Here is a 19,070-nt window from a genome sequence, read left to right as displayed (position 1 = left end):
TAACTCCTATCGACAGAGACACGAATGCCTGCCCCCACCACAGGCGCCGATGCACTGACGCCCTATCAACTCCCCAATCCGCCCGAAGCCCTGCGCGAGATCGTCGTCGAATCCGCGATTCCAAAAGATGAACGTCTGTGGGTGCCGCAAGCCGAGAACGTCTGGTTCCGGCCGCTGTGCCTGAACGTGTCGAGCGGCTACTGGATGAACCTGCTGCGTGTGCGCAAGTCCGGTGTGCTGAGCCGCCACCGTCATCCGCAGGCAGTGCACGGCATGGTGCTGAAAGGCAAATGGCGCTACCTCGAACACGACTGGGTCGCCACCGAAGGCAGCTACGTCTTCGAGCCGCCCGGCGAAACGCACACGCTGTACGTCCCCGAAGACGTCGAGGAAATGATCACCTACTTCCAGGTGAACGGCGTGATGTACTACTGCGACCCCTACGGCAACTTCACCGGCTACGAGGACGTGTTCACCAAGCTGGAGATGTGCCGCACGCACTTCGAACAGGTCGGGTTAGGCGGCGGCTTCGTCGATCAGTTCGTGCGGTAACCACAACACGCCGCAGCGCAGCACCGCAGCACCGCAGCACCGCATCCATCCATAGACTCAAAAGAGCACCGGAGGAGACAACCATGCAGGCAAAGACACCGCGCCTCAGGCGCATCCAGTGGGTAGCGCTCGCGTTCCTGATGCTGGCGGGCATCGTCAACTACCTCGACCGCAGCACGCTATCGATCGCCAATCACTCGGTCAGCGGCGAACTCGGCCTGAGCGCCTCGCAGATGGGTTTGCTGCTCTCGGCGTTCTCGTTTTCCTACGCGTTCTCGCAACTGCCGATCGGCGTGCTGCTCGATCGCTTCGGCGCGCGGATCATGCTCGGTCTCGGCATGCTCGTCTGGTCGGTGGCGCAGCTGTTTGGCGGGCTCGTGCACACATTGCCGCAATTTCTCGCGGCGCGGATCTGTCTCGGCATCGGCGAGGCGCCGCAGTTTCCGGCCGGTGCGAAAGTCGTCAGCGAATGGTTCTCGCTACGCGAACGCGGCCGGCCCAGCGGCATCTTCGTTGCATCGTCGACGATCGGCCCCGCCCTTGCACCGCCGATCCTCACCTCGCTGTTGCTCGTGTTCGGCTGGCGCTGGATGTTCATCGTGATGGGCGTGCTCGGCATCGCAGTCGCCCTCGGCTGGTATGCGGTCTACCGGAACCGCAGCGAAGTCGCGCTCGCTCCCGAGGAAGTCGTGCATCTGACCGAAGAAGAACCGCACGCGCGCGCCGAGCGCCGCGTAACGTTCGCCGAATGGCGCGGCCTGTTCGCCGCACCGATCACGTGGGGTTTGATCTTCGGCTTCATGGGCGTGGTCTACATGGTGTGGCTGTACCTGACGTGGTTGCCCGCCTACCTCGAGCACGAACGCCATCTGTCGATCGCGCGAACCGGCTGGATCGTCTCGATTCCCTATCTGTTCGGCACGCTGGGCATGCTGTCGAGCGGCTTCGTCGCCGATGGCCTGATGGCACGCGGCGTCGCACCGATCCGCAGCCGCAAGTGGCCGATCTGCACCGGCCTTATCTTCGCGGCGATCTTCACCGTGCCCGCCGCGTACACGCCGAATACCACGCTCGCCATCGTCTATCTATCGCTGGCGATGTACTTCATCAACCTCGCGAGCGGTGGTGCGTGGGCGCTTGTTAGCGTGGCGGCGCCGCGGCATCTGGTGGCGTCGCTGGGCAGTATCCAGAACTTCGGTGGCTATTTCGGCGGCTCGTTTGCGCCGTTCATTACCGGCGTCGTGGTGGATCGGACGCATTCGTTCGTCAACGCGTTTTTGATCAGCGCGGGTGTGTCGGTTGTCGCGGCGCTCGTGTACATGTTCGTCGTGCGGGTGCCGATCGCGGAATGTGCTGATCAGGGGGCTACGGCCCGCCTCGCGTGATGCGTCTTCGTCTTTTGTCCGCTTGACACTCATTCGCCGATCATGACTTTTCAGCACGATCTTTTCGCAGGTAAAACGGCCATCGTGACCGGCGGCACTCAGGGCATCGGCGCGGGTATCGCGCATCGTCTGGCGTCGCTCGGCGCACGCGTTATCGCAGCCGGCCTTGCACCGACCGATGCGCAACGCTCAAGCTTCGGCACCGGCATCGAAGTCACCGCGCTCGACGTCAGTTCGAACGATGATGTCGCCGCGCTATTCGCTCCGCTGACGTCGCTCGATATCCTCGTGAACTGCGCAGGCATGATCCGCCGCGGCGACGAACATGAGATCGATGTGTTCGAACAGGTGATCGACGTGAACCTGACCGGCACGATGCGCACGTGTTCGACGGCGCGTGCCCTGCTCGCAGCGAGCCGCGGCACGATCGTCAATACCGCGTCGATGCTGAGTTTTTTCGGCGGCGGGCTCGTGCCGGCCTATAGCGCGAGCAAAGGCGGCATCGCGCAATTGACCAAGTCGCTTGCGCTGGCCTATGCGCGCGACGGCATTCGCGTGAATGCGGTTGCGCCGGGCTGGATCGCAACGCCGCTCACGCAGGCGCTGCAGGACGACGACGTCCGCTCACGGGCAATTCTCGAACGTACGCCGCTCGGCCGCTGGGGCGAGCCCGACGATATCGCGCAGGCCGTCGCGTTTCTGTGTTCGCCGGCGGCGGCGTTCATCACCGGAACGATCGTGCCTGTCGACGGCGGCTATCTCGTCGCGTGAGCTGTGTCCGCTCTACCGTTATTACCTGATCGACATCATGCCGACCTCCGCCGATACCATCGACATCACCACTAGCCACGACGCGCGCGCCACGGGTACCGCCGCGTTCTCGAAGTTCATGACGGTGCTGCAACTGATCGCCGACGCCACGTCGCCATTGGGTATTGCGCAACTTGCCGCGCTAAGCGGTTATCCGCGTCCGACCGTGTACCGGATCGTCGGCGCGTTGATCGCGGAAGGGCTCGTCGTCGACAGTCTGCGGGGCAGCACGTTCGAACTCGGTCCGCGACTGATGACGCTCGCGAGCCGAAGCTGGGAGCGCTCCGACCTGCGCGTCGCCGCCATCGATGCGCTGCAGACGCTGCGCGACATCACACAGGAAACCGTGCATCTCGCAGTGCGTAGCGGCTCGGAAATGGTCTTCATCGAGAAGCTGGAGAGTCCGCATGCGGTGCGGATGGCGTCGCGCATTGGGACACGCGTGACGCTTTATTCAAGCTCGGTAGGCAAGGCGTATCTCGCCGCGCTCGATGCGAACACGCGCACTGCACTGCTGCGCGGTGTCGCGCTCGAACGCTTGACGCCGAATACGATCGTCGAACCCGCCGTGCTCGCCGCCGAACTCGACACGACACGCGAGCGCGGCCATGCAGAAGATCGCGAAGAGAACGAAGCGCAGATATTTTGTTATGGCTGTGCGATTCCAGACGCGGACGGTCGGCCTGTTGCGTGCATCAGCGTGAGCATTCCGCTGTTTCGCCGCAGTGCTACGCCGCAGGAAACCTATATCGCACCTTTGCGTGACGCATGCCGCGCAGTCGCGGAAAGACTCGCGCCGATGTCGCGCGGTGGGGTTTAAATGCGTGACGTCTGCCGCGGAGTCGCGGAACGGCCCGCGCCGATATCGCGCTGCAGAGCTTAAGGGCTTGAGGGAGCACTAAGATCGCGTCGTGCGACAGCGTCAGACCGGCAGACCCAGCTCGCGCAATGCAGCCGCTGTAGTGACAGCGCTCGTGTGATGGATGGCGTGCCAGCCGAGCGTGGTTGCCGCTTCGACATTCTTCCGGTTGTCGTCGATGAATGCGAGTTCGTCCGGTGCAATACCGGGCAAACGCACTTCGATCCGCTCGCGCATCGCCGCGAAAATCGCCGGATCGGGTTTAACGAGTTTCACGCGACCGGACACGACGATGTCGTGGAAACGTCGCAGCATCGGAAAGTGTTCCCACGCATAGGGAAACGTCTCGTCCGACCAGTTGGTGAGCCCGTAGAGCGGCACGCCCGCGGCTTCGAGCGTGTCGACGATCGCCATCGTGTCTTCGTGCAGCCCGCCGATCATCTCGTGCCAGCGCGTGTAGAACGCGCGGATCAGCGCTTCGTGTTCGGGAAACTGGCCGACCAGTTCGGCGGTGCCTTCGGCAAGCGGCTGGCCGCCGTCCTGGCGAATCACCCAGTCCATCGTGCAGACGTGGGTGAGAAACCAGCGGCGCTCGGCGTCGTCAGGAATCAGCTTGCGATACAGATGCTCGGGACTCCAGTCGATCAGCACACCGCCGAAATCGAACACGACCGCCTTGATGGTCATGCAAACTCCGCGGCGAGCACGTCGGCGAGCGGGCGCACAGCGACGCGGTTGCCGGACAGCGACGCGCGTGGCCACAACTGGTTGTAGTGATCGACGATCTGCTTCGGTGTCAGCGAAGACGTGTGCTGCGTGGTGTGCAGATCGCTGACAACCGTCGTCCGGTAGCCGAGAAACGCCGCGCGACGCGCGGTGGCATCGATGCAGAGTTCGGTCGCGTAGCCACAGATCAACAGGCTGTCGACATCGCGCTGCGTGAGCTTGTCGGCGAACGGCGTCTCGTGAAACGAATCGCCGACCGTCTTGTTGATGACGACGTCCGTATCGCTGCGCACGAACCCCGGGTGTAATTGCCAGCCTTCGGTGTGCGGTTCGACTTCGTCACCGGCTTCGCCGTCGTGCTGCACGAAGAACACCGGCGCACCAGCGGCGCGCGCGGCACTCGTCAGCCGGTTGATGTCTGCGACCACTTCGTCACCGCGATATGCGGCGTCAGGGCCGAAGAAGAAGGCCCGCTGCACATCGATAACCACAACCGCTACGCCCGCCATTCCGTGTCTCCGCTGCCACATCGAAGTCAGATCAATCGTCCCGCACGCGTTAAACGCACGATCAAACCGGTTGCGTCCGCGCTTCGAGCCACGCCTTCGCGTCGCCCGATACATGCGGCGATACACGTGCGCGCACCGTCTCGTGATAGCTGTTCAGCCACGCACGTTCGTCATCGCGCAGCAGCGGCAACGCGAGGCAGCGTGTATCGATCGGGCACAGCGTGAGCGTCTCGAACTGCAGGAAATCGCCGAACTCGGTTTGCTCCGCGGCACGGTTCAGCACGAGATTCTCGATCCGCACGCCCCACTTGCCCGGCCGGTACAGACCCGGCTCGATCGACGTGATCATGCCTTCTTCCATCGCGGTCCACGATTCGGCGGCGGCGTAATGCGCGATCACCTGCGGACCTTCGTGCACGTTCAGGAAGTAACCGACGCCGTGACCGGTGCCGTGACCGTAATCCGCGCCCGCTTCCCAGATCGGTGCGCGTGCGATCGCGTCGAGCATTGGCGAACGGATGCCGCGCGGAAAGCGCGCACGCGACAGCGCCATCGTGCCCTTCAGTACCGTCGTGAAGTCGTGCCGGTGTGCATCGCTGATCGTACCGATCGGCACGACGCGTGTGATGTCGGTCGTGCCGCTCAGATACTGGCCGCCCGAATCGATCAGCAGCAAACCATTGCCTTCGATCGTCGCATGCGATGCTTCGGTCGCGCGGTAGTGCGGCATCGCACCGTTGCCGTTGAACCCCGCAATCGTCGCGAAGCTCAGCGACGTGAAGCCAGGGCGCCGTGCACGTGCTGCGGTGAGACGTTCGTCGATGGTCAGCTCGGTGATCGTCTCGCGGCCAAGCGCGCCTTCGAACCACGCGAAAAATTCGGCCAGTGCCGCACCGTCCTGCTCCATCGTCGCGCGAATGTGTTCGGCTTCGGCTTCGGTCTTGCGCGACTTGAAGAAGATCGACGGATTGACCGCCTCGATCACCTTCACCGTCGCGGGCAACGACTTCATGACGCCCAGCGTGACGCGGCGCGGATCGATCAGCAGCGTCGCGCCGGCGGGCAGCGCCACGAGCGCGGGCACCGCATGTGCATAGGGCTCGACGCGCACACCGTCGCGTGCCAGCGATGCCGCAAGCGCCTCGGGCACCTTGCCGTTCGACACGAACAGCGTGGCGCTGTCGAGACCGATCAGTGCATGCGCAACGAACACCGGGTTATAGCTGACATCGGCACCACGCAGGTTCAACAGCCACGCGAGATCGTCGAGTGTCGAGATGAAATGCCACTGCGCGCCCTTTTCCTGCATCGCGCGGCGCACCTGGTCGAGCTTCTCGGTGCGGGTGACGCTCGCGTGCGGCGCGGTGTGCTCATAGACGGCATCGACGGGTAAGGCGGGCCGCTGCGGCCAGATCGTGTCGAGCAGGTCGACGTCGGTACGCAGTTGCACGCCACGCGCGGTCAGCGCATCGGTCAGCGTGCGGGCAGCGGCAACGCCGAGCACCGCGCCGTCTACGCCAACCGCGCTGCCGCTTGCCACGTTCTGCGCAAGCCACTCGAAATGCGGCGCGCTTTGCTGGCCACCCAGCATTTTCATCAGTTGCACGCCGGTGCCGGCCAGCTGCGCTTCAGCCTGCGACCAGTAGCGGCTGTCGGTCCACAAGCCGGCAAAGCTGCCGGTGACCACCAGCGTGCCGGCCGATCCGGTAAAGCCGGACAGCCATTCGCGGCTCTGCCAGCGGCCCGGCAGGTATTCGGATAGATGCGGATCCGCCGACGGCACGAGGTACGCGGCGAGCCCTTCGCGGGTCATCGCTACGCGCAGGGCGGCGATCCGCTCGGGGATCGTGGAGGTTTCAGGAAGACGGGCATTCATCAGATTCACCTGCAAACATTCAGCGACGGGAGAACAAGCCGACCGTCAGGGCGACGGCAATGAACGCGAAGGCCGTGCAAAAGGGCCATTCGAGCGTGTCGCCGTCATGAAAGAGACCGGTCACATTGCCGGCCATCAGACCCAGCGCCGCGCCGGCGATACCGGCTACGACAGCGAGCCACCAGCGAGCGCGGGTTGCGCGCCGCAGGGGATGCAACCATGCACCCGCCAGACCGACTGTGGCGCCCAGCACGATAATGCCGAACCAACCCATCAGTCGACCTCGCCATGAATCAGATTAATTGTGTGGGCGAAAATCGTTTCCCCAAGGAGCATTTTTATTCCGTTTTACTGAGGGCCGGCATTGCTGCCTGGGTCCATCGAATGAGTTTACGGGGCGCAATAATCTATGGCAAGCCGCGTAATCCGCATTCTGCCTACGTTTTGACCATTCGGACGGCTATGGTTCTACGAATTCGTTTCGGTCGCGCGAAGCCGGAATTACGGTAAGTTGGCTGGCTTTTATTTACCGTTTATTCCGCGCACCGTGATTTTTACATGACCGGCGGTCCGAAAACCAGTCCAGTTTGTCACTCGGTTCGCCGCGCCCGAAGCGGACCGGCAAAACCGCGCCGCGGCGTAAGGTCGCGTGTGCGGCAACGTACAGAAGTCAGCTCCGACTTCGCCTCATTTGTCACATCCACCGGCCAGACTGCCGCGTAACGGCCTCCTCACCCTTGCCCGACGCCGCTTTGCCACCCCGGCCGCGGTCTCTGAAGCCGCATGACAACCCCACGGTGCCGGCCGCCACCGGCCGTACGTAATAGCCCGAATATGCCGGACGGACTGAAAGAATCGTGAAAACGCTATAATATTGGCCGCAACCATAGCCCCGCATATGCAGCTTCTAACGATCGGAATCAATCACCACACCGCACCCGTCGCCTTGCGCGAACGTGTGGCGTTTCCGCTCGAACAGATCAAACCTGCCCTCGCGACGTTCAAGGACCTCTGGCTGGGGCGCATGGCCCCCACGGCCCCCGAAGCCGCCATCCTGTCCACCTGCAACCGCACCGAACTCTACTGCGCCACCGACGACCAGGCCGCCCGCGAAGCCGCCATCCACTGGCTGTCGAAGTACCACAACCTCCCCGTCGACGAACTCGCGCCACACGTCTATGCGCTGCCGCAGTCGGAAGCGGTACGCCATGCGTTTCGCGTTGCGTCGGGGCTCGATTCGATGGTGCTCGGCGAAACGCAGATTCTCGGGCAGATGAAAGACGCGGTACGCACGGCATCGGAAGCCGGCGCGCTCGGGACTTACCTGAACCAGCTGTTCCAGCGCACCTTCGCAGTCGCGAAGGAAGTGCGCGGCACCACTGAAATCGGCGCGCAGTCGGTCTCGATGGCCGCCGCCGCCGTGCGGCTCGCGCAGCGCATCTTCGACAAGATCGCGAACCAGCGCGTGCTGTTCATTGGCGCGGGCGAAATGATCGAACTGTGCGCGACGCACTTCGCCGCCCAGCAGCCGCGCGAACTGGTGGTCGCGAATCGCACCGCCGAACGCGGCTCACGGCTCGCTGAACGCTTCAACGGTCGCGCCATTCCGCTCGCCGAGCTGCCCACACGGATGCACGAGTTCGATATCGTCGTGTCGTGCACGGCATCGACGCTGCCGATCATCGGGCTCGGCGCCGTCGAGCGCGCCGTGAAGGCCCGCCGCCACCGGCCGATTTTCATGGTCGACCTCGCGGTGCCGCGCGACATCGAACCCGAAGTCGGCAAGCTCGAAGACGTCTTCCTGTACACCGTCGACGACCTCGGCGCGATCGTTCGCGAAGGCAATGCCTCGCGCCAGGCCGCAGTCGCCCAGGCCGAAGCGATCATCGAAACGCGCGTACAGAACTTCATGCAGTGGCTCGATGCGCGCAGCATCGTGCCGGTCATTCGCCACATGCACACCCAGGCGGACGCGCTGCGTCGCGCGGAAGTGGAGCGCGCGCAAAAGATGCTCGCGCGCGGCGAAGATCCCGCTGCCGTGCTCGAAGCGCTGTCGCAGGCGCTCACCAACAAACTGATCCACGGTCCCACACATGCGCTCAATCGCGCGAGCGGTGCGGACCGCGACGCGCTCATCGACCTGATGGGCGGCTTCTACAAACACTCCGGCTCTACGGAGCGTTAGCGGCCCTGCCGCCACCGCGCCCCGGGCCCGCTTGCCGTTTCCCCGCGAGCCCGCCCGGCGCCCGCCTCAGGGCCCGCGCCCAGTCCGTTCCTTACTTACCCCGCCGTCCTTTCCGGAACACGCTCCGACCGACCGATGAAAACGAGCATGCAAAGCAAGCTCGACCAGCTCACTACCCGACTGGCCGAACTAAACGATCTGTTGAGCCGTGAAGACATCACGGCGAATCTCGACCAATACCGCAAGCTCACGCGTGAGCATGCCGAACTCGGCCCGGTCGTGGAGCAGTACGCGCAGTGGCGCCACGCGGCCGGCGATGCGGCGACCGCGCAGGAACTGCTCGCCGATGCATCGATGCGCGACTTCGCGGAAGAAGAAATCCGCGCGGCACGCGAGCGCATGGAACAGCTCGCCGCCGAACTGCAGAAGATGCTGCTGCCAAAAGATCCGAACGACGAGCGCAACATCTTCGTCGAAATCCGCGCGGGCACGGGCGGCGACGAATCGGCGCTGTTCGCGGGCGATCTGCTGCGGATGTACCTGCGCTACGCGGAACGCAACCGCTGGCAGGTCGAGATGATGTCGGCGAGCGAATCCGACCTCGGCGGCTATAAGGAAGTGATCGTGCGGATCGCGGGCGAAGCGGCGTATTCGAAGCTGAAATTCGAATCGGGCGGGCATCGCGTGCAACGCGTGCCGGCCACCGAAACGCAGGGCCGCATTCACACGTCTGCTTGCACCGTCGCCGTGATGCCCGAAGCGGATGAGATTGGCGAAGTCGAAATCAATCCAGCCGATCTGCGTATCGACACGTTCCGCGCGTCCGGCGCGGGCGGCCAGCACATCAACAAGACCGACTCGGCGGTGCGCGTTACCCACCTGCCGACCGGTATCGTCGTCGAGTGCCAGGACGATCGCTCGCAGCACAAGAACAAAGATCGCGCGCTGAAGGTGCTAGCTGCGCGCATCAAGGACAAGCAATCTCACGAGCAGCAGGCGAAAGAAGCCGCGACGCGCAAGAGCCTGATCGGCTCCGGCGACCGCTCGGAACGTATCCGCACCTACAACTTTCCGCAGGGGCGGTTGACCGATCACCGGATCAACCTGACGCTGTACCGGCTCGACTCGATCATGGACGGCGATCTCGACGAACTGATCGCGGCGCTCGTCAGCGAGCATCAGGCCGAACTGCTGGCGTCGCTGGGCGACGCTGACTGACGGCAGGCTCGCATGGATACCGTCGCCGCCCTGTTGCGTGCCTCGCCGCTAGCGCCACTCGAAGCGCGCATCCTGCTCGGGCATGTGCTCGGCTGGCGCCGTACCGAGTTGATTACGCGCAGCGACGAGCCGCTCGATGCCGCGCCTGTCGATCGTTTCCGCGCGCTCGAAGCACGCCGTGTGGCGGGCGAGCCGGTGGCGCAACTGATCGGCTCGCGGGAATTCTTCGGGCTCGACTTCGAGGTCACGCCGGATGTGCTGATTCCGCGGCCCGAAACCGAATTGCTCGTTGAAACGGCGCTGGCGGTACTTGTCGGGCGCCGGGCGCCGCGTGTCCTCGATCTGGGCACCGGCACCGGCGCGATTGCTGTCGCGATCGCCTCGGAGCGGCCCGATGCGCGCATCCGGGCAACTGACCGCTCGGCCGGAGCGCTCGGCGTCGCGGCGCGCAACGCCGCTCGATTGCTCGATCCAGCGCGTCCCGGCGGACCGCTGCAATTCGCACACGGCGACTGGTACGCAGCACTCGATACTGCGCTGCAGTTCGACGTCATCGTCAGCAATCCCCCGTATATCGCCAGCGACGACCCTCATCTGAGCCAGGGCGATCTGCGCTTCGAACCGCGCGGCGCATTGACCGACGAGGCCGACGGCCTGGCGGCGATCCGCATGATCGTCGCAGGCGCGCCGCCCCACCTCGTGCCCGGCGGCGCACTCTGGATCGAGCACGGCTACGACCAGGCAGCGGCCGTACGCGCACTGCTCACGGAGCGCGGTTTGCTCGCCGCCAGTTCGGCCCGCGATCTTGCCGGGATCGAGCGTATCAGCGGTGGCCAGATGCCCGGCTGAGGCGCGCGAGGCCGCTCTACGCGAAATCCGCTATCATTTCAACCTATCCCCACATCACTCTGGAACCGCAAGGTCAGCCTCATGGACACGCAACAACGCATCAAGCAAATCGTCGACGAAAACACCGTCGTGCTCTTCATGAAGGGCACCGCGCAATTCCCGATGTGCGGTTTTTCGGGCCGCGCCATCCAGATCCTGAAGGCATGTGGCGTCGACGAACTGAAGACCGTCAACGTCCTCGAGGACGACGGCATCCGTCAGGGCATCAAGGAATTCTCGAACTGGCCGACCATCCCGCAGCTGTACGTGAAGGGTGAGTTTGTCGGCGGCTCGGACATCATGATGGAGATGTATCAGTCGGGCGAGCTGCAGCAACTGTTCGCTGCCGCCTGAGCGGCATCCTCACGAACCGCTCGTCCGCACGATGGTGCCGCCCTCCCTCGACCCAAGCGTGGCGGCACCGCACCGGCTGATCATCGCGATCACCGGCGCGACCGGCGCTGTGTACGGCATCCGGCTGCTTGAAACGCTACGGCGGCTTGGCGGCGTTGAATCCCATCTGCTGATCTCCAGTGCCGGCTGGCTCAATATCCGGCACGAACTGCAGTTATCGAAAGAAGACGTTCATCCGCTCGCCGATGTGGTCCATTCGGTGCGCGATGTCGGCGCAACCATTGCGTCCGGGTCCTTCCGCACTGACGGCATGATCGTCGCGCCGTGTTCGATGAAAACGCTTGCGAGCATTGCGCACGGGCTCTCCGACAACCTGATCACGCGCGCGGCCGACGTCACGCTGAAGGAGCGCCGCCGGCTGGTGCTGATGGTCCGCGAGACGCCGCTCAATCTCGCGCATCTGCGCAACATGACGGCCGTGACTGAAATGGGCGGTGTGATTTTTCCGCCGTTGCCGGCGTTCTACAACGCACCGGCATCGATCGACGAAATGGTCGATCACACGGTGGCGCGCGTGCTGGACCTGTTCGCACTCGGCGGGCCGGGTCTCGCGCCGGTCTGGGGCGGTCTGCGTAGTACGGAAGAGTGATCTGCAGCGTTTGCACCGGCCCGGGTTCAGTGGAGTTGCGCAGGCCACTCCGCGCCAGGCCGATTAGCAACAGCCGCGACGCAGTTAAATCCGCGCCCGCGTGTTTATCCACAGCGGGTTCGCCTCTATATTCAACGCAACGAAACCTTCTAGCCGCTTTTGCCGCGGCCTCGCTGCGATGACCCGTCTACCTGCTCTTTTCCTCTCGCACGGTGCGCCAACCCTGCCGATCGATCCGTCCATGCCGTCGGGCGAATTCGCGGCGTTGTCGACCCAGTTGCCGCGTCCTGACGCGATCCTGATGCTCTCCGCCCACTGGGGCACGGCAGCGCCGGTGGCCAGCACCGCGCAACAACCCGAGACGATCCACGACTTCTACGGCTTTCCGCGCGCGCTCTACGAGATCCGCTATCCGGCCCCCGGCGCGCCCGACGTGGCACGCCGCGCCGCCGCTCAGCTGAGCGAGCACGGCCTGCTTGCAACCACGCAAGCACACGGGCTCGACCACGGCGCATGGGTGCCGATGCTGCTGATGTTCCCTGCCGCCGATATCCCCGTCGCACAGTTGTCGATCCAGCCTCACATGGACGCCGCTCACCACTTCCGTGTAGGCCGGGCGCTGCGCGCGCTGAAGGACGATGGCGTGATGGTGATCGGCTCCGGCCAGATCACGCATAACCTGCGCAGCGCCGACTTCTCGGCAAGCCCGCAAGACGCCGATCCGCGTGTCGCCGAATTCACGGACTGGTTCGAAGAGCGGCTGGCCGCACACGATATCGATGCGTTGCTCGACTATCGCAGCCGTGCGCCGCACGCGGTGTTGATGCATCCCACCGACGAGCACCTGCTGCCGGTATTCGCCGCACTCGGCGCCGCGGATGACGATTACACGCTGTCGATCCAGTCGCTGGGCACCTACCAGCGCACCCTGGCGATGACGAACTACGTATTCGGCAGCGCATAACAGCGACGTAGCGGCGGTGGTATCAACGCCGTAACCAGAAACGACGAGGCCCGCCTTGACCTGAATCAGTCAAGGCGGGCCTTGTCGTTTACCGCATCCGCTCTGCTGCGCGGTCTGCCCACCATTCAGGCAGGCAGACCGCGTATGTAATACCTCAAGCGCCGATCCCTTCGAGAATCTCGTCCGGGTTCTCACGCTCGTTGAGGTAGTCGGTGCGATAGCCGGTATGCACACCCCAGTAATAGAAGATCAGCGAGCAGATGATCACGACGAGCATGTCCCAGCCGTACGGCAGGATGTTGTGGCCGCCAAACTGCTTGCTGCCGATCAGCGACAGAACCGCCATCACCGGCAGATACGCGACGAGCCACCACGCTGCCTTCAGATCGCGGCCCCAGCCGGCGAAGCCTGCCTTCGCCTGATAGTAGAAGTACACCGGGAGCGCGACGATCATCAGCAGGATGATTTCGCCGGTGAGCGGCCATTTCGCCCAGAACAGGATCAGCGATGCGCAGACGAAGGCGAACGGCGCGATCACCTTCATGCCCGGAATGTGCAGCGGCCGGTCGAGATCGGTTGCTGCGCGGCGCAGGGCCATCAGGCTGATCGGGCCCGTCAGGTACGAGATCACCGTCGCCACCGAAATCACCGCCGCCAGCGAGCTCCAGCCGCGGAAGAAGAACAGGAAGATGAACGACACGAGCAGGTTGAACCACATCGCCTGACGCGGCACGCCGTAGAGCGGATGCACGTTGCCGAACATCTTGGGCATCGTGTTGTTGCGCTCCATCGCGTAGATCATGCGGGTCGTCGTTGCCATGTACGTCGTACCGGTGCCGCTCGGGCTGACGAATGCGTCGACATACAGCAGGATGGCGAGCCAGTTCAGATTCAGCGCGAGCGCGAGTTCGGCGAACGGCGAGGCGAAGTTGAAATGGCTCCAGCCCTTCAGCACGTCGGTCGGATTCACCGCGCCGATGTACGCGATCTGCAGCAGCACGTAGATCACGAGCGCCAGCAGGATCGAGCCGATCACCGCGAACGGCACGCTCTTCGCCGGATTGCGCGCTTCGCCGGCGAGGTTGATCGGGCTCTGGAAACCGTTGAACGCGAACACGATGCCGCTCGTCGCCACCGCGGTAAACACCGCCGACCAGCCGTACGGAGCAAACGTGCTGGCTTCACCGAAGTTCTCGTGGTGAAAGCCCGTCAGCATCAGGCCCAGGATCGTGGCACCGGGAATCAGGAACTTGAAGACCGTGATCGCCGAATTGGCCCGGGCGAACAGCTTGACGCCCCAGTAATTCAGCATGAAGTAGATGACCACGAGCACCGCGGAAAGCAATAACCCTAGTGTGGTTAGCGATCCGTTCACGAATAGATCGTGTGCCCACTGGTATGGCCAGGTGCTCATGTACTGGATCGATGCTTCGGCTTCGATCGGAATCACCGAGACGATGGCAATCCAGTTGGCCCATGCGCTGATAAAACCGACCAGTGCGCCGTGCGAATAGCGCGCGTAGCGCACCATACCGCCCGACTCCGGAAACATCGCGCCCAGTTCGGCATAGGTGAGCGCGATAGCGAGAATCACGACCGCACCGATAATCCATGCACAAATCGACGCCGGACCTGCAATTTTTGCCGCTTTCCATGCGCCGAACAGCCAGCCCGAGCCGATGATCGAACCGAGGCCGGTCAGCATCAGCGCCACCGGCCCGATGTTCCGTTGAATAGAACTTTTCACGTCTTCTCCTGTGTTCGAGAGCCTGCCGGTCTCTATCGTATCGCCGCGGCGCCCTGCAAAAAGAGCTGTTGAAGCGGGATCTGTTCTTAACGGCGACCGACCGCCGTGCGTGGTGCGCGAACCCGGGCCGGGTGCAACCATCACGCGGCGCGTAGTTTAACGGTTGCCCCAGATCATTGCAGTGAAAATGCGGGTTGTCCCCAGGAAAAAATCCAGATGAATAGAAAGCTTTGTAAGCAATACTTGGGCCAGGAGCTAAAACCTTGTGCGGCTGCGGGTTTCGATTGACCTTCTCTCGAAATGTCCGTATAACGGACGGGCAGGATTTCAAGCGGCGAGTGAATTGGTCTTTCGTAGTTCGCCCATCAACGGTACTCCGGTTGGTCCCATTACCCCCTTCCTTGATTTTCATGCACCCCACGGGCTTCGGCCTTATTCATCATCTTTAGGAACAAGTAATATGGAAACCGGTACCGTCAAGTGGTTCAATGACGCAAAGGGCTTTGGCTTCATCACTCCCGACGGCGGCGGCGAAGATCTGTTCGCGCATTTCTCGGAAATCCGCACGGAAGGCTTCAAGACGCTGCAAGAAAACCAAAAAGTGTCTTTCGAAGTGAAGACCGGCCCGAAGGGCAAGCAAGCTGCGAACATCAAGCCGGTGTAAGCTGCACGCTTCCTTTTCTGGACGCACAAAACCCCGCCTTGGCGGGGTTTTTTGTTTTTAGCACAGGCTTATGCGAGTTTTATTTCAGACGAACAGACGTTGCGCGTGAATACCGAGCCCGGTTGCGACGCTCGCGAGGCGATCGCCGAACACCGGTTGTGCGTCCGGAAATGCGGCCGCCAGCGCGCTCGACAGAAACCTCAGTCCTGTCGATCCACCGGTGAAGTAGACCGCCGTCACGTCGCGTGGGGCAATGCCCGCGGCCTGCACGGTATCGCGTGCGGCGAGGACGATACGCCGGGTTTCTTCCAGTCCCGCCTCGACGAGCTGGGCTTCATCGAATGCGAGCCGCAGATCATCCTCCACTTCATCGAGGTCGATTACCGTCTCGCCGCCCGCCGCCACGCCGATCTTCGCTTCTTCCGCGTGTGCCGCCAGCGCGTGTCCCAGATGCCGCTCGACGACCCGCATCAGGCGGTCGTGATGCCGGAGGTTGGGATACAGATGCCGCATCAGCGACAGTTCGCTGACGCGCTTGGGCGAGTAGACGGTGTTGATCAGGTGCCATGTGGCCAGATCGAAATACACGCGGTTCGGGATCTCGCGACCTTCGGGATCGAACGTCTGATAGCCGAGTTCGCGCAGGATCGTCGCGAGTTCGACGCGGCGGTCGAAATCGGTTCCGGCCACGTGCACACCGTGGTGCGCGAGCACATCGTCTTTCCGTTCGAGCCGATGCATGCGCTGCGGCCCGACGCGCACCAGCGAGAAGTCCGACGTACCCCCACCGATATCGGCCACGAGTACGAGCCCTTCCGCCTCGAGATGCGATTCGTAGTCGAAGGCAGCGGCAATCGGTTCGTACTGGAAGTGGATCTCGCGCAAACCGACCGAGCGCGCCGCCGCCTCGAGCTGCTGCTGCGCAAGCTGGTCGGCGCGAGGATCGTCGTCGACGAAAAACACTGGCCGGCCCAGCACTGCACGATGAATCGGCGCGCCCGCGGCCGTTTCCGCAGAGCGCTTCAGATGCTCGACGAACAGCGCGATCACATCGGTATAGCGGATCGCGGACCCATCGCCGAGATCGGTCGTCGTTTCCGCCAGTGATGACCCAAGGATGCTCTTCATCGAGCGCATCAAGCGCCCGTCGAAGCCATCGATATACGCCTCCAGCGCCGCGCGGCCGAACTCGCGGGTATTCTCGTCGACATTGAAGAACACGGCAGTAGGCAGCGTCGTGTAGTCACGCTCGACGGGCGCGAGACGCAGCGTCCCGGCGGCGTCGGGCAACGCGACCGCCGAATTCGACGTGCCGAAGTCAATCGCACAATAAGTCATCGCAGGAAGTCGCCGCTCGCGGCGGGCGCTGACAGAAAGAGGGGGACCGGCTTTTTATCACGAAAGCGCCACGCACGGCAACCGGCGCGCGGAACGGAAATTGCTCATGATGGCCGGTTATACCGTCCAATCACGCGACGCCAGGAGACAAGCCGAAATGACCGGGCCGTCCACCGCCATACCGCGCGATACATCGCCCGCGATCGTCGTCACCGACCTGCCTGCGCGGCTCGACCGCCTGCCGTGGGGTCGTTTTCACTCGCTGATCGTTGCGGCGCTCGGCATCACCTGGCTGCTGGATGGGCTTGAAGTAACGCTGGCGGGCGCCGTCGCGAGTGCGCTGAAAACGAGTCCGGCGCTGCATTTTTCCAACGCGGATGTCGGGTTGACGGGTAGTGCCTACATCGCGGGCGCGGTGCTCGGTGCGCTCGGTTTCGGCTGGCTCACCGACCGGCTCGGCCGCCGCAAGCTCTTCTTCATCACGCTCACCCTCTACCTCGCCGCGACCGCGGCTACCGCGCTGTCGTGGAATCTCGCGAGCTTCATCGTGTTCCGCTTCCTGACCGGTGCCGGTATCGGCGGTGAATATACGGCGATCAACTCGACGATCCAGGAGTTCATGCCCGCACGCGTGCGCGGCTGGACCGATCTCGCGATCAACGGCACGTTCTGGGTCGGTGCGGGGCTCGGTGCGACGGGCTCGCTGGTGCTGCTCGATCCGGGCCTGCTGCCCGCGGACTGGGGCTGGCGCGCGTGCTTCCTGATCGGCGCGGTGCTCGCTCTCGCGATCCTGCCGATGCGCGCATGGGTGCCCGAAAGTCCGCGCTGGCTGCTGACGCATGGCGAAGCCGACGAGGCCCGCACGATCGTCGAAGGTATCGAAGCGCGTTTTCACGCGACCGGCGCCACGTTGCCAACCGTCGATACCACCACGAGCCGTCTGCGGCTGCGCGTACGCAAACATACGGCGCTCAGCGAAGTGTTCAATACGCTGTTCAGGCGGCATCGACAGCGTTCGCTGGTCGGGCTCTCGCTGATGACCGCGCAGGCGTTCTTCTACAACGCGATCTTCTTCACCTACGCGCTGGTGCTCAGCGATTTCTATCACGTGCCAGGAGACCACATCGGCTGGTACCTGCTGCCGTTCGCACTGGGTAACTTTCTCGGGCCGCTCGTGCTCGGTCGGCTCTTCGACGTGATCGGCCGTCGCGTGATGATCGCGACCACCTATGCGCTATCGGGCATTCTGCTAGCCGTGAGCGGCTATCTGTTCGAACAGCAGTGGCTCACGGTGACGACACAAACGCTTGCGTGGATGACGATCTTCTTCTTTGCCTCGGCGGCGGCCAGTTCGGCGTATCTGACGGTGAGCGAATCGTTTCCGCTCGAAATCCGCGCGCTGGCGATCGCGGTGTTCTATGCGTTTGGCACCGCGCTCGGAGGCATTGCTGGGCCGGCGTTGTTCGGCCGGCTGATCGACACGCAGCAGCGTAGTGAAGTGTTCTCGGGTTATCTGCTCGGCTCGGCGCTCATGCTCGTTGCGGCGGTAATCGCGGGGATCTGGGGTGTCGATGCGGAAAGGAAATCGCTGGAGAGTGTGGCTACACCGCTGTCAGCGGTTACAGATAACGAGTAAGGCCGCTGCACAATCGCCACTGCACCGGCGCCATAAACAAAAACGCGCGGCAAAAGCCGCGCGTTCTACGTTGCGCTACCGCGTACTCAAGCTGCCACGAAAGGCTTCTTCCATGCGCCGGCAAATGCAATGTCGCCGAGCGGCGAACGCGTACGCCCAGCCTTCTCGCGATCACGCAACGCCGGGTCGAGTTTCGCCGCATCGCCATAGTGTCCAAGCGAGATCATCGCGATCACTTCAACATCGTCGGGAATAGCAAACGCGCTGCGGAAAGCATTGATGTCGACACCAGCCATCTGATGCGCTGCGAGCCCGAGCGCATGAGCCTGCAACACCAGCGCCATCGCGGCCGCACCTGCATCGTAGGGTGCGCAACGATTGACTTCACCCTTGCTCGTCAGCGTCTGCGTGGTCACGGCGATCAATACCGGCACCGATCCATTCCAGCCTTGATTGAACGGCACGAGCGTTGCGAAGGCGCGCTTGAATGCAGCTTCGTCTGTGCTGCGATCGAATACAAGGAAACGCCACGGCTGTGCGTTGAAGGACGACGGCGCCCAGCGCGCGGCCTCGAGAACCGAATGCAATTGCTCGCGGCTCACCGGCTCATTCGAAAAGGCCCGCGGGCTCCAGCGCCCAGCGAGCAGTTCGTGAATGGAAACGTCGGTCGGTGCGGGTTTAGTCGTCATGCGCTTCTCTCAGTCGAGGTT

Annotated in this window: 19 protein-coding genes; 12 read left to right on the top strand and 7 right to left on the bottom strand. The window is 63.4% G+C overall.

Annotation, left to right across the window (positions count from 1 at the left end; genetic code table 11):
* Positions 1 to 24 precede the first annotated feature (24 nt).
* The 4 genes from BWP39_RS18920 to BWP39_RS18905 all read left to right on the top strand — a co-directional run bounded on the left by BWP39_RS18920 (position 25) and on the right by BWP39_RS18905 (position 3,567).
* Positions 25 to 552 carry a 2,4'-dihydroxyacetophenone dioxygenase family protein gene (locus BWP39_RS18920; protein WP_096722932.1) on the top strand — a complete coding sequence of 176 codons (528 nt, stop codon included), beginning with the start codon at positions 25 to 27 and terminating at the stop codon, positions 550 to 552.
* Between the two features lie 83 nt (positions 553 to 635).
* Positions 636 to 1,937 (top strand): MFS transporter, encoded by a 1,302-nt coding sequence (locus tag BWP39_RS18915; RefSeq protein ID WP_096722930.1) that lies wholly within the window; start codon positions 636 to 638, stop codon positions 1,935 to 1,937.
* A gap of 42 nt (positions 1,938 to 1,979) precedes the next feature.
* Positions 1,980 to 2,708 carry an SDR family NAD(P)-dependent oxidoreductase gene (locus tag BWP39_RS18910; RefSeq protein WP_096722928.1) on the top strand — a complete coding sequence of 243 codons (729 nt, stop codon included), beginning with the start codon at positions 1,980 to 1,982 and terminating at the stop codon, positions 2,706 to 2,708.
* Positions 2,709 to 2,745: 37 nt separating this feature from the next.
* Positions 2,746 to 3,567 (top strand): IclR family transcriptional regulator, encoded by an 822-nt coding sequence (locus tag BWP39_RS18905; protein ID WP_096722926.1) that lies wholly within the window; start codon positions 2,746 to 2,748, stop codon positions 3,565 to 3,567.
* A 102-nt stretch (positions 3,568 to 3,669) separates the two neighbouring features.
* Here the strand turns inward: BWP39_RS18905 and BWP39_RS18900 are convergent, their stop codons facing one another.
* The 4 genes from BWP39_RS18900 to BWP39_RS18885 form a co-directional block, all read right to left on the bottom strand.
* A complete protein-coding gene (locus tag BWP39_RS18900; RefSeq protein ID WP_096722925.1) occupies positions 3,670 to 4,293 on the bottom strand; it encodes an HAD family hydrolase in 624 nt (207 codons plus the stop codon).
* Positions 4,290 to 4,841 carry a cysteine hydrolase family protein gene (locus BWP39_RS18895; RefSeq protein WP_096722923.1) on the bottom strand — a complete coding sequence of 184 codons (552 nt, stop codon included), beginning with the start codon at positions 4,839 to 4,841 and terminating at the stop codon, positions 4,290 to 4,292. The genes BWP39_RS18900 and BWP39_RS18895 overlap by 4 nt, the downstream gene beginning before the upstream one ends.
* Positions 4,842 to 4,902: 61 nt before the next feature.
* Complete coding sequence (locus tag BWP39_RS18890; RefSeq protein WP_096723004.1) at positions 4,903 to 6,717, bottom strand: aminopeptidase P family protein; 1,815 nt, start codon at positions 6,715 to 6,717, stop codon at positions 4,903 to 4,905.
* 19 nt (positions 6,718 to 6,736) lie between these two features.
* Complete coding sequence (locus BWP39_RS18885; protein WP_096722921.1) at positions 6,737 to 6,991, bottom strand: hypothetical protein; 255 nt, start codon at positions 6,989 to 6,991, stop codon at positions 6,737 to 6,739.
* A 624-nt stretch (positions 6,992 to 7,615) separates the two neighbouring features.
* On the opposite strand from BWP39_RS18885, the gene hemA reads away from it, so the two are divergent.
* The 6 genes from hemA (at position 7,616) to BWP39_RS18855 (ending at position 12,975) form a co-directional block, all read left to right on the top strand.
* The gene (hemA, locus tag BWP39_RS18880) at positions 7,616 to 8,902 is read left to right on the top strand and encodes a glutamyl-tRNA reductase (protein ID WP_096722919.1); all 1,287 of its coding nucleotides are present in this window, start codon (positions 7,616 to 7,618) and stop codon (positions 8,900 to 8,902) included.
* Positions 8,903 to 9,037: 135 nt separating this feature from the next.
* A complete protein-coding gene (gene prfA, locus BWP39_RS18875) occupies positions 9,038 to 10,120 on the top strand; it encodes a peptide chain release factor 1 (RefSeq protein WP_091019834.1) in 1,083 nt (360 codons plus the stop codon).
* A 12-nt stretch (positions 10,121 to 10,132) separates the two neighbouring features.
* A complete protein-coding gene (prmC, locus tag BWP39_RS18870; RefSeq protein ID WP_096722917.1) occupies positions 10,133 to 10,969 on the top strand; it encodes a peptide chain release factor N(5)-glutamine methyltransferase in 837 nt (278 codons plus the stop codon).
* Between the two features lie 81 nt (positions 10,970 to 11,050).
* A complete protein-coding gene (gene grxD / locus BWP39_RS18865) occupies positions 11,051 to 11,362 on the top strand; it encodes a Grx4 family monothiol glutaredoxin (RefSeq protein ID WP_096722915.1) in 312 nt (103 codons plus the stop codon).
* A gap of 31 nt (positions 11,363 to 11,393) precedes the next feature.
* On the top strand, positions 11,394 to 12,011 hold the full coding sequence (locus BWP39_RS18860; protein WP_096722913.1) for a UbiX family flavin prenyltransferase: 618 nt from the start codon (positions 11,394 to 11,396) through the stop codon (positions 12,009 to 12,011).
* Positions 12,012 to 12,189: 178 nt separating this feature from the next.
* Complete coding sequence (locus BWP39_RS18855) at positions 12,190 to 12,975, top strand: DODA-type extradiol aromatic ring-opening family dioxygenase (RefSeq protein ID WP_096722911.1); 786 nt, start codon at positions 12,190 to 12,192, stop codon at positions 12,973 to 12,975.
* Between the two features lie 154 nt (positions 12,976 to 13,129).
* Here the strand turns inward: BWP39_RS18855 and BWP39_RS18850 are convergent, their stop codons facing one another.
* Positions 13,130 to 14,722 (bottom strand): APC family permease, encoded by a 1,593-nt coding sequence (locus BWP39_RS18850; RefSeq protein WP_096722909.1) that lies wholly within the window; start codon positions 14,720 to 14,722, stop codon positions 13,130 to 13,132.
* Between the two features lie 460 nt (positions 14,723 to 15,182).
* Between BWP39_RS18850 and BWP39_RS18845 the strand changes: the two genes are divergently transcribed.
* On the top strand, positions 15,183 to 15,386 hold the full coding sequence (locus BWP39_RS18845) for a cold-shock protein (protein WP_091019821.1): 204 nt from the start codon (positions 15,183 to 15,185) through the stop codon (positions 15,384 to 15,386).
* Positions 15,387 to 15,470: 84 nt separating this feature from the next.
* Here the strand turns inward: BWP39_RS18845 and BWP39_RS18840 are convergent, their stop codons facing one another.
* Positions 15,471 to 16,724 carry an Hsp70 family protein gene (locus BWP39_RS18840; protein ID WP_096722907.1) on the bottom strand — a complete coding sequence of 418 codons (1,254 nt, stop codon included), beginning with the start codon at positions 16,722 to 16,724 and terminating at the stop codon, positions 15,471 to 15,473.
* Positions 16,725 to 16,881: 157 nt separating this feature from the next.
* Between BWP39_RS18840 and BWP39_RS18835 the strand changes: the two genes are divergently transcribed.
* Entirely contained in the window at positions 16,882 to 18,360 is a 1,479-nt protein-coding gene (locus tag BWP39_RS18835; protein WP_096722905.1) for an MFS transporter, read from the top strand.
* Positions 18,361 to 18,446: 86 nt separating this feature from the next.
* Here BWP39_RS18835 and BWP39_RS18830 read toward each other — a convergent pair whose 3' ends face one another.
* Positions 18,447 to 19,049, bottom strand: a complete 603-nt coding sequence (locus BWP39_RS18830; RefSeq protein ID WP_096722903.1) for a nitroreductase family protein — start codon at positions 19,047 to 19,049, stop codon at positions 18,447 to 18,449.
* Between the last annotated feature and the right edge of the window lie 21 nt (positions 19,050 to 19,070).

The organism is Paraburkholderia acidicola, assembly GCF_002362315.1.
Taxonomy (GTDB): Bacteria; Pseudomonadota; Gammaproteobacteria; order Burkholderiales; family Burkholderiaceae; genus Paraburkholderia; species Paraburkholderia acidicola.
Note: the sequence above shows the minus strand (reverse complement) of the source record. Positions and strands in the feature narration are given on the sequence as shown.

Excerpts from the sequence above, each read along its gene's own strand:
- BWP39_RS18920 (WP_096722932.1), top strand. The coding sequence starts at position 25 with ATGCCTGCCCCCACCACAGGCGCCGATGCACTGACGCCCTATCAACTC.
- BWP39_RS18915 (WP_096722930.1), top strand. The coding sequence starts at position 636 with ATGCAGGCAAAGACACCGCGCCTCAGGCGCATCCAGTGGGTAGCGCTC.
- BWP39_RS18910 (WP_096722928.1), top strand. The coding sequence starts at position 1,980 with ATGACTTTTCAGCACGATCTTTTCGCAGGTAAAACGGCCATCGTGACC.
- BWP39_RS18905 (WP_096722926.1), top strand. The coding sequence starts at position 2,746 with ATGCCGACCTCCGCCGATACCATCGACATCACCACTAGCCACGACGCG.
- BWP39_RS18900 (WP_096722925.1), bottom strand. The coding sequence starts at position 4,293 with ATGACCATCAAGGCGGTCGTGTTCGATTTCGGCGGTGTGCTGATCGAC.
- BWP39_RS18895 (WP_096722923.1), bottom strand. The coding sequence starts at position 4,841 with ATGGCGGGCGTAGCGGTTGTGGTTATCGATGTGCAGCGGGCCTTCTTC.
- BWP39_RS18890 (WP_096723004.1), bottom strand. The coding sequence starts at position 6,717 with ATGAATGCCCGTCTTCCTGAAACCTCCACGATCCCCGAGCGGATCGCC.
- BWP39_RS18885 (WP_096722921.1), bottom strand. The coding sequence starts at position 6,991 with ATGGGTTGGTTCGGCATTATCGTGCTGGGCGCCACAGTCGGTCTGGCG.
- hemA (WP_096722919.1), top strand. The coding sequence starts at position 7,616 with ATGCAGCTTCTAACGATCGGAATCAATCACCACACCGCACCCGTCGCC.
- prfA (WP_091019834.1), top strand. The coding sequence starts at position 9,038 with ATGAAAACGAGCATGCAAAGCAAGCTCGACCAGCTCACTACCCGACTG.
- prmC (WP_096722917.1), top strand. The coding sequence starts at position 10,133 with ATGGATACCGTCGCCGCCCTGTTGCGTGCCTCGCCGCTAGCGCCACTC.
- grxD (WP_096722915.1), top strand. The coding sequence starts at position 11,051 with ATGGACACGCAACAACGCATCAAGCAAATCGTCGACGAAAACACCGTC.
- BWP39_RS18860 (WP_096722913.1), top strand. The coding sequence starts at position 11,394 with ATGGTGCCGCCCTCCCTCGACCCAAGCGTGGCGGCACCGCACCGGCTG.
- BWP39_RS18855 (WP_096722911.1), top strand. The coding sequence starts at position 12,190 with ATGACCCGTCTACCTGCTCTTTTCCTCTCGCACGGTGCGCCAACCCTG.
- BWP39_RS18845 (WP_091019821.1), top strand. The coding sequence starts at position 15,183 with ATGGAAACCGGTACCGTCAAGTGGTTCAATGACGCAAAGGGCTTTGGC.
- BWP39_RS18840 (WP_096722907.1), bottom strand. The coding sequence starts at position 16,724 with ATGACTTATTGTGCGATTGACTTCGGCACGTCGAATTCGGCGGTCGCG.
- BWP39_RS18835 (WP_096722905.1), top strand. The coding sequence starts at position 16,882 with ATGACCGGGCCGTCCACCGCCATACCGCGCGATACATCGCCCGCGATC.
- BWP39_RS18830 (WP_096722903.1), bottom strand. The coding sequence starts at position 19,049 with ATGACGACTAAACCCGCACCGACCGACGTTTCCATTCACGAACTGCTC.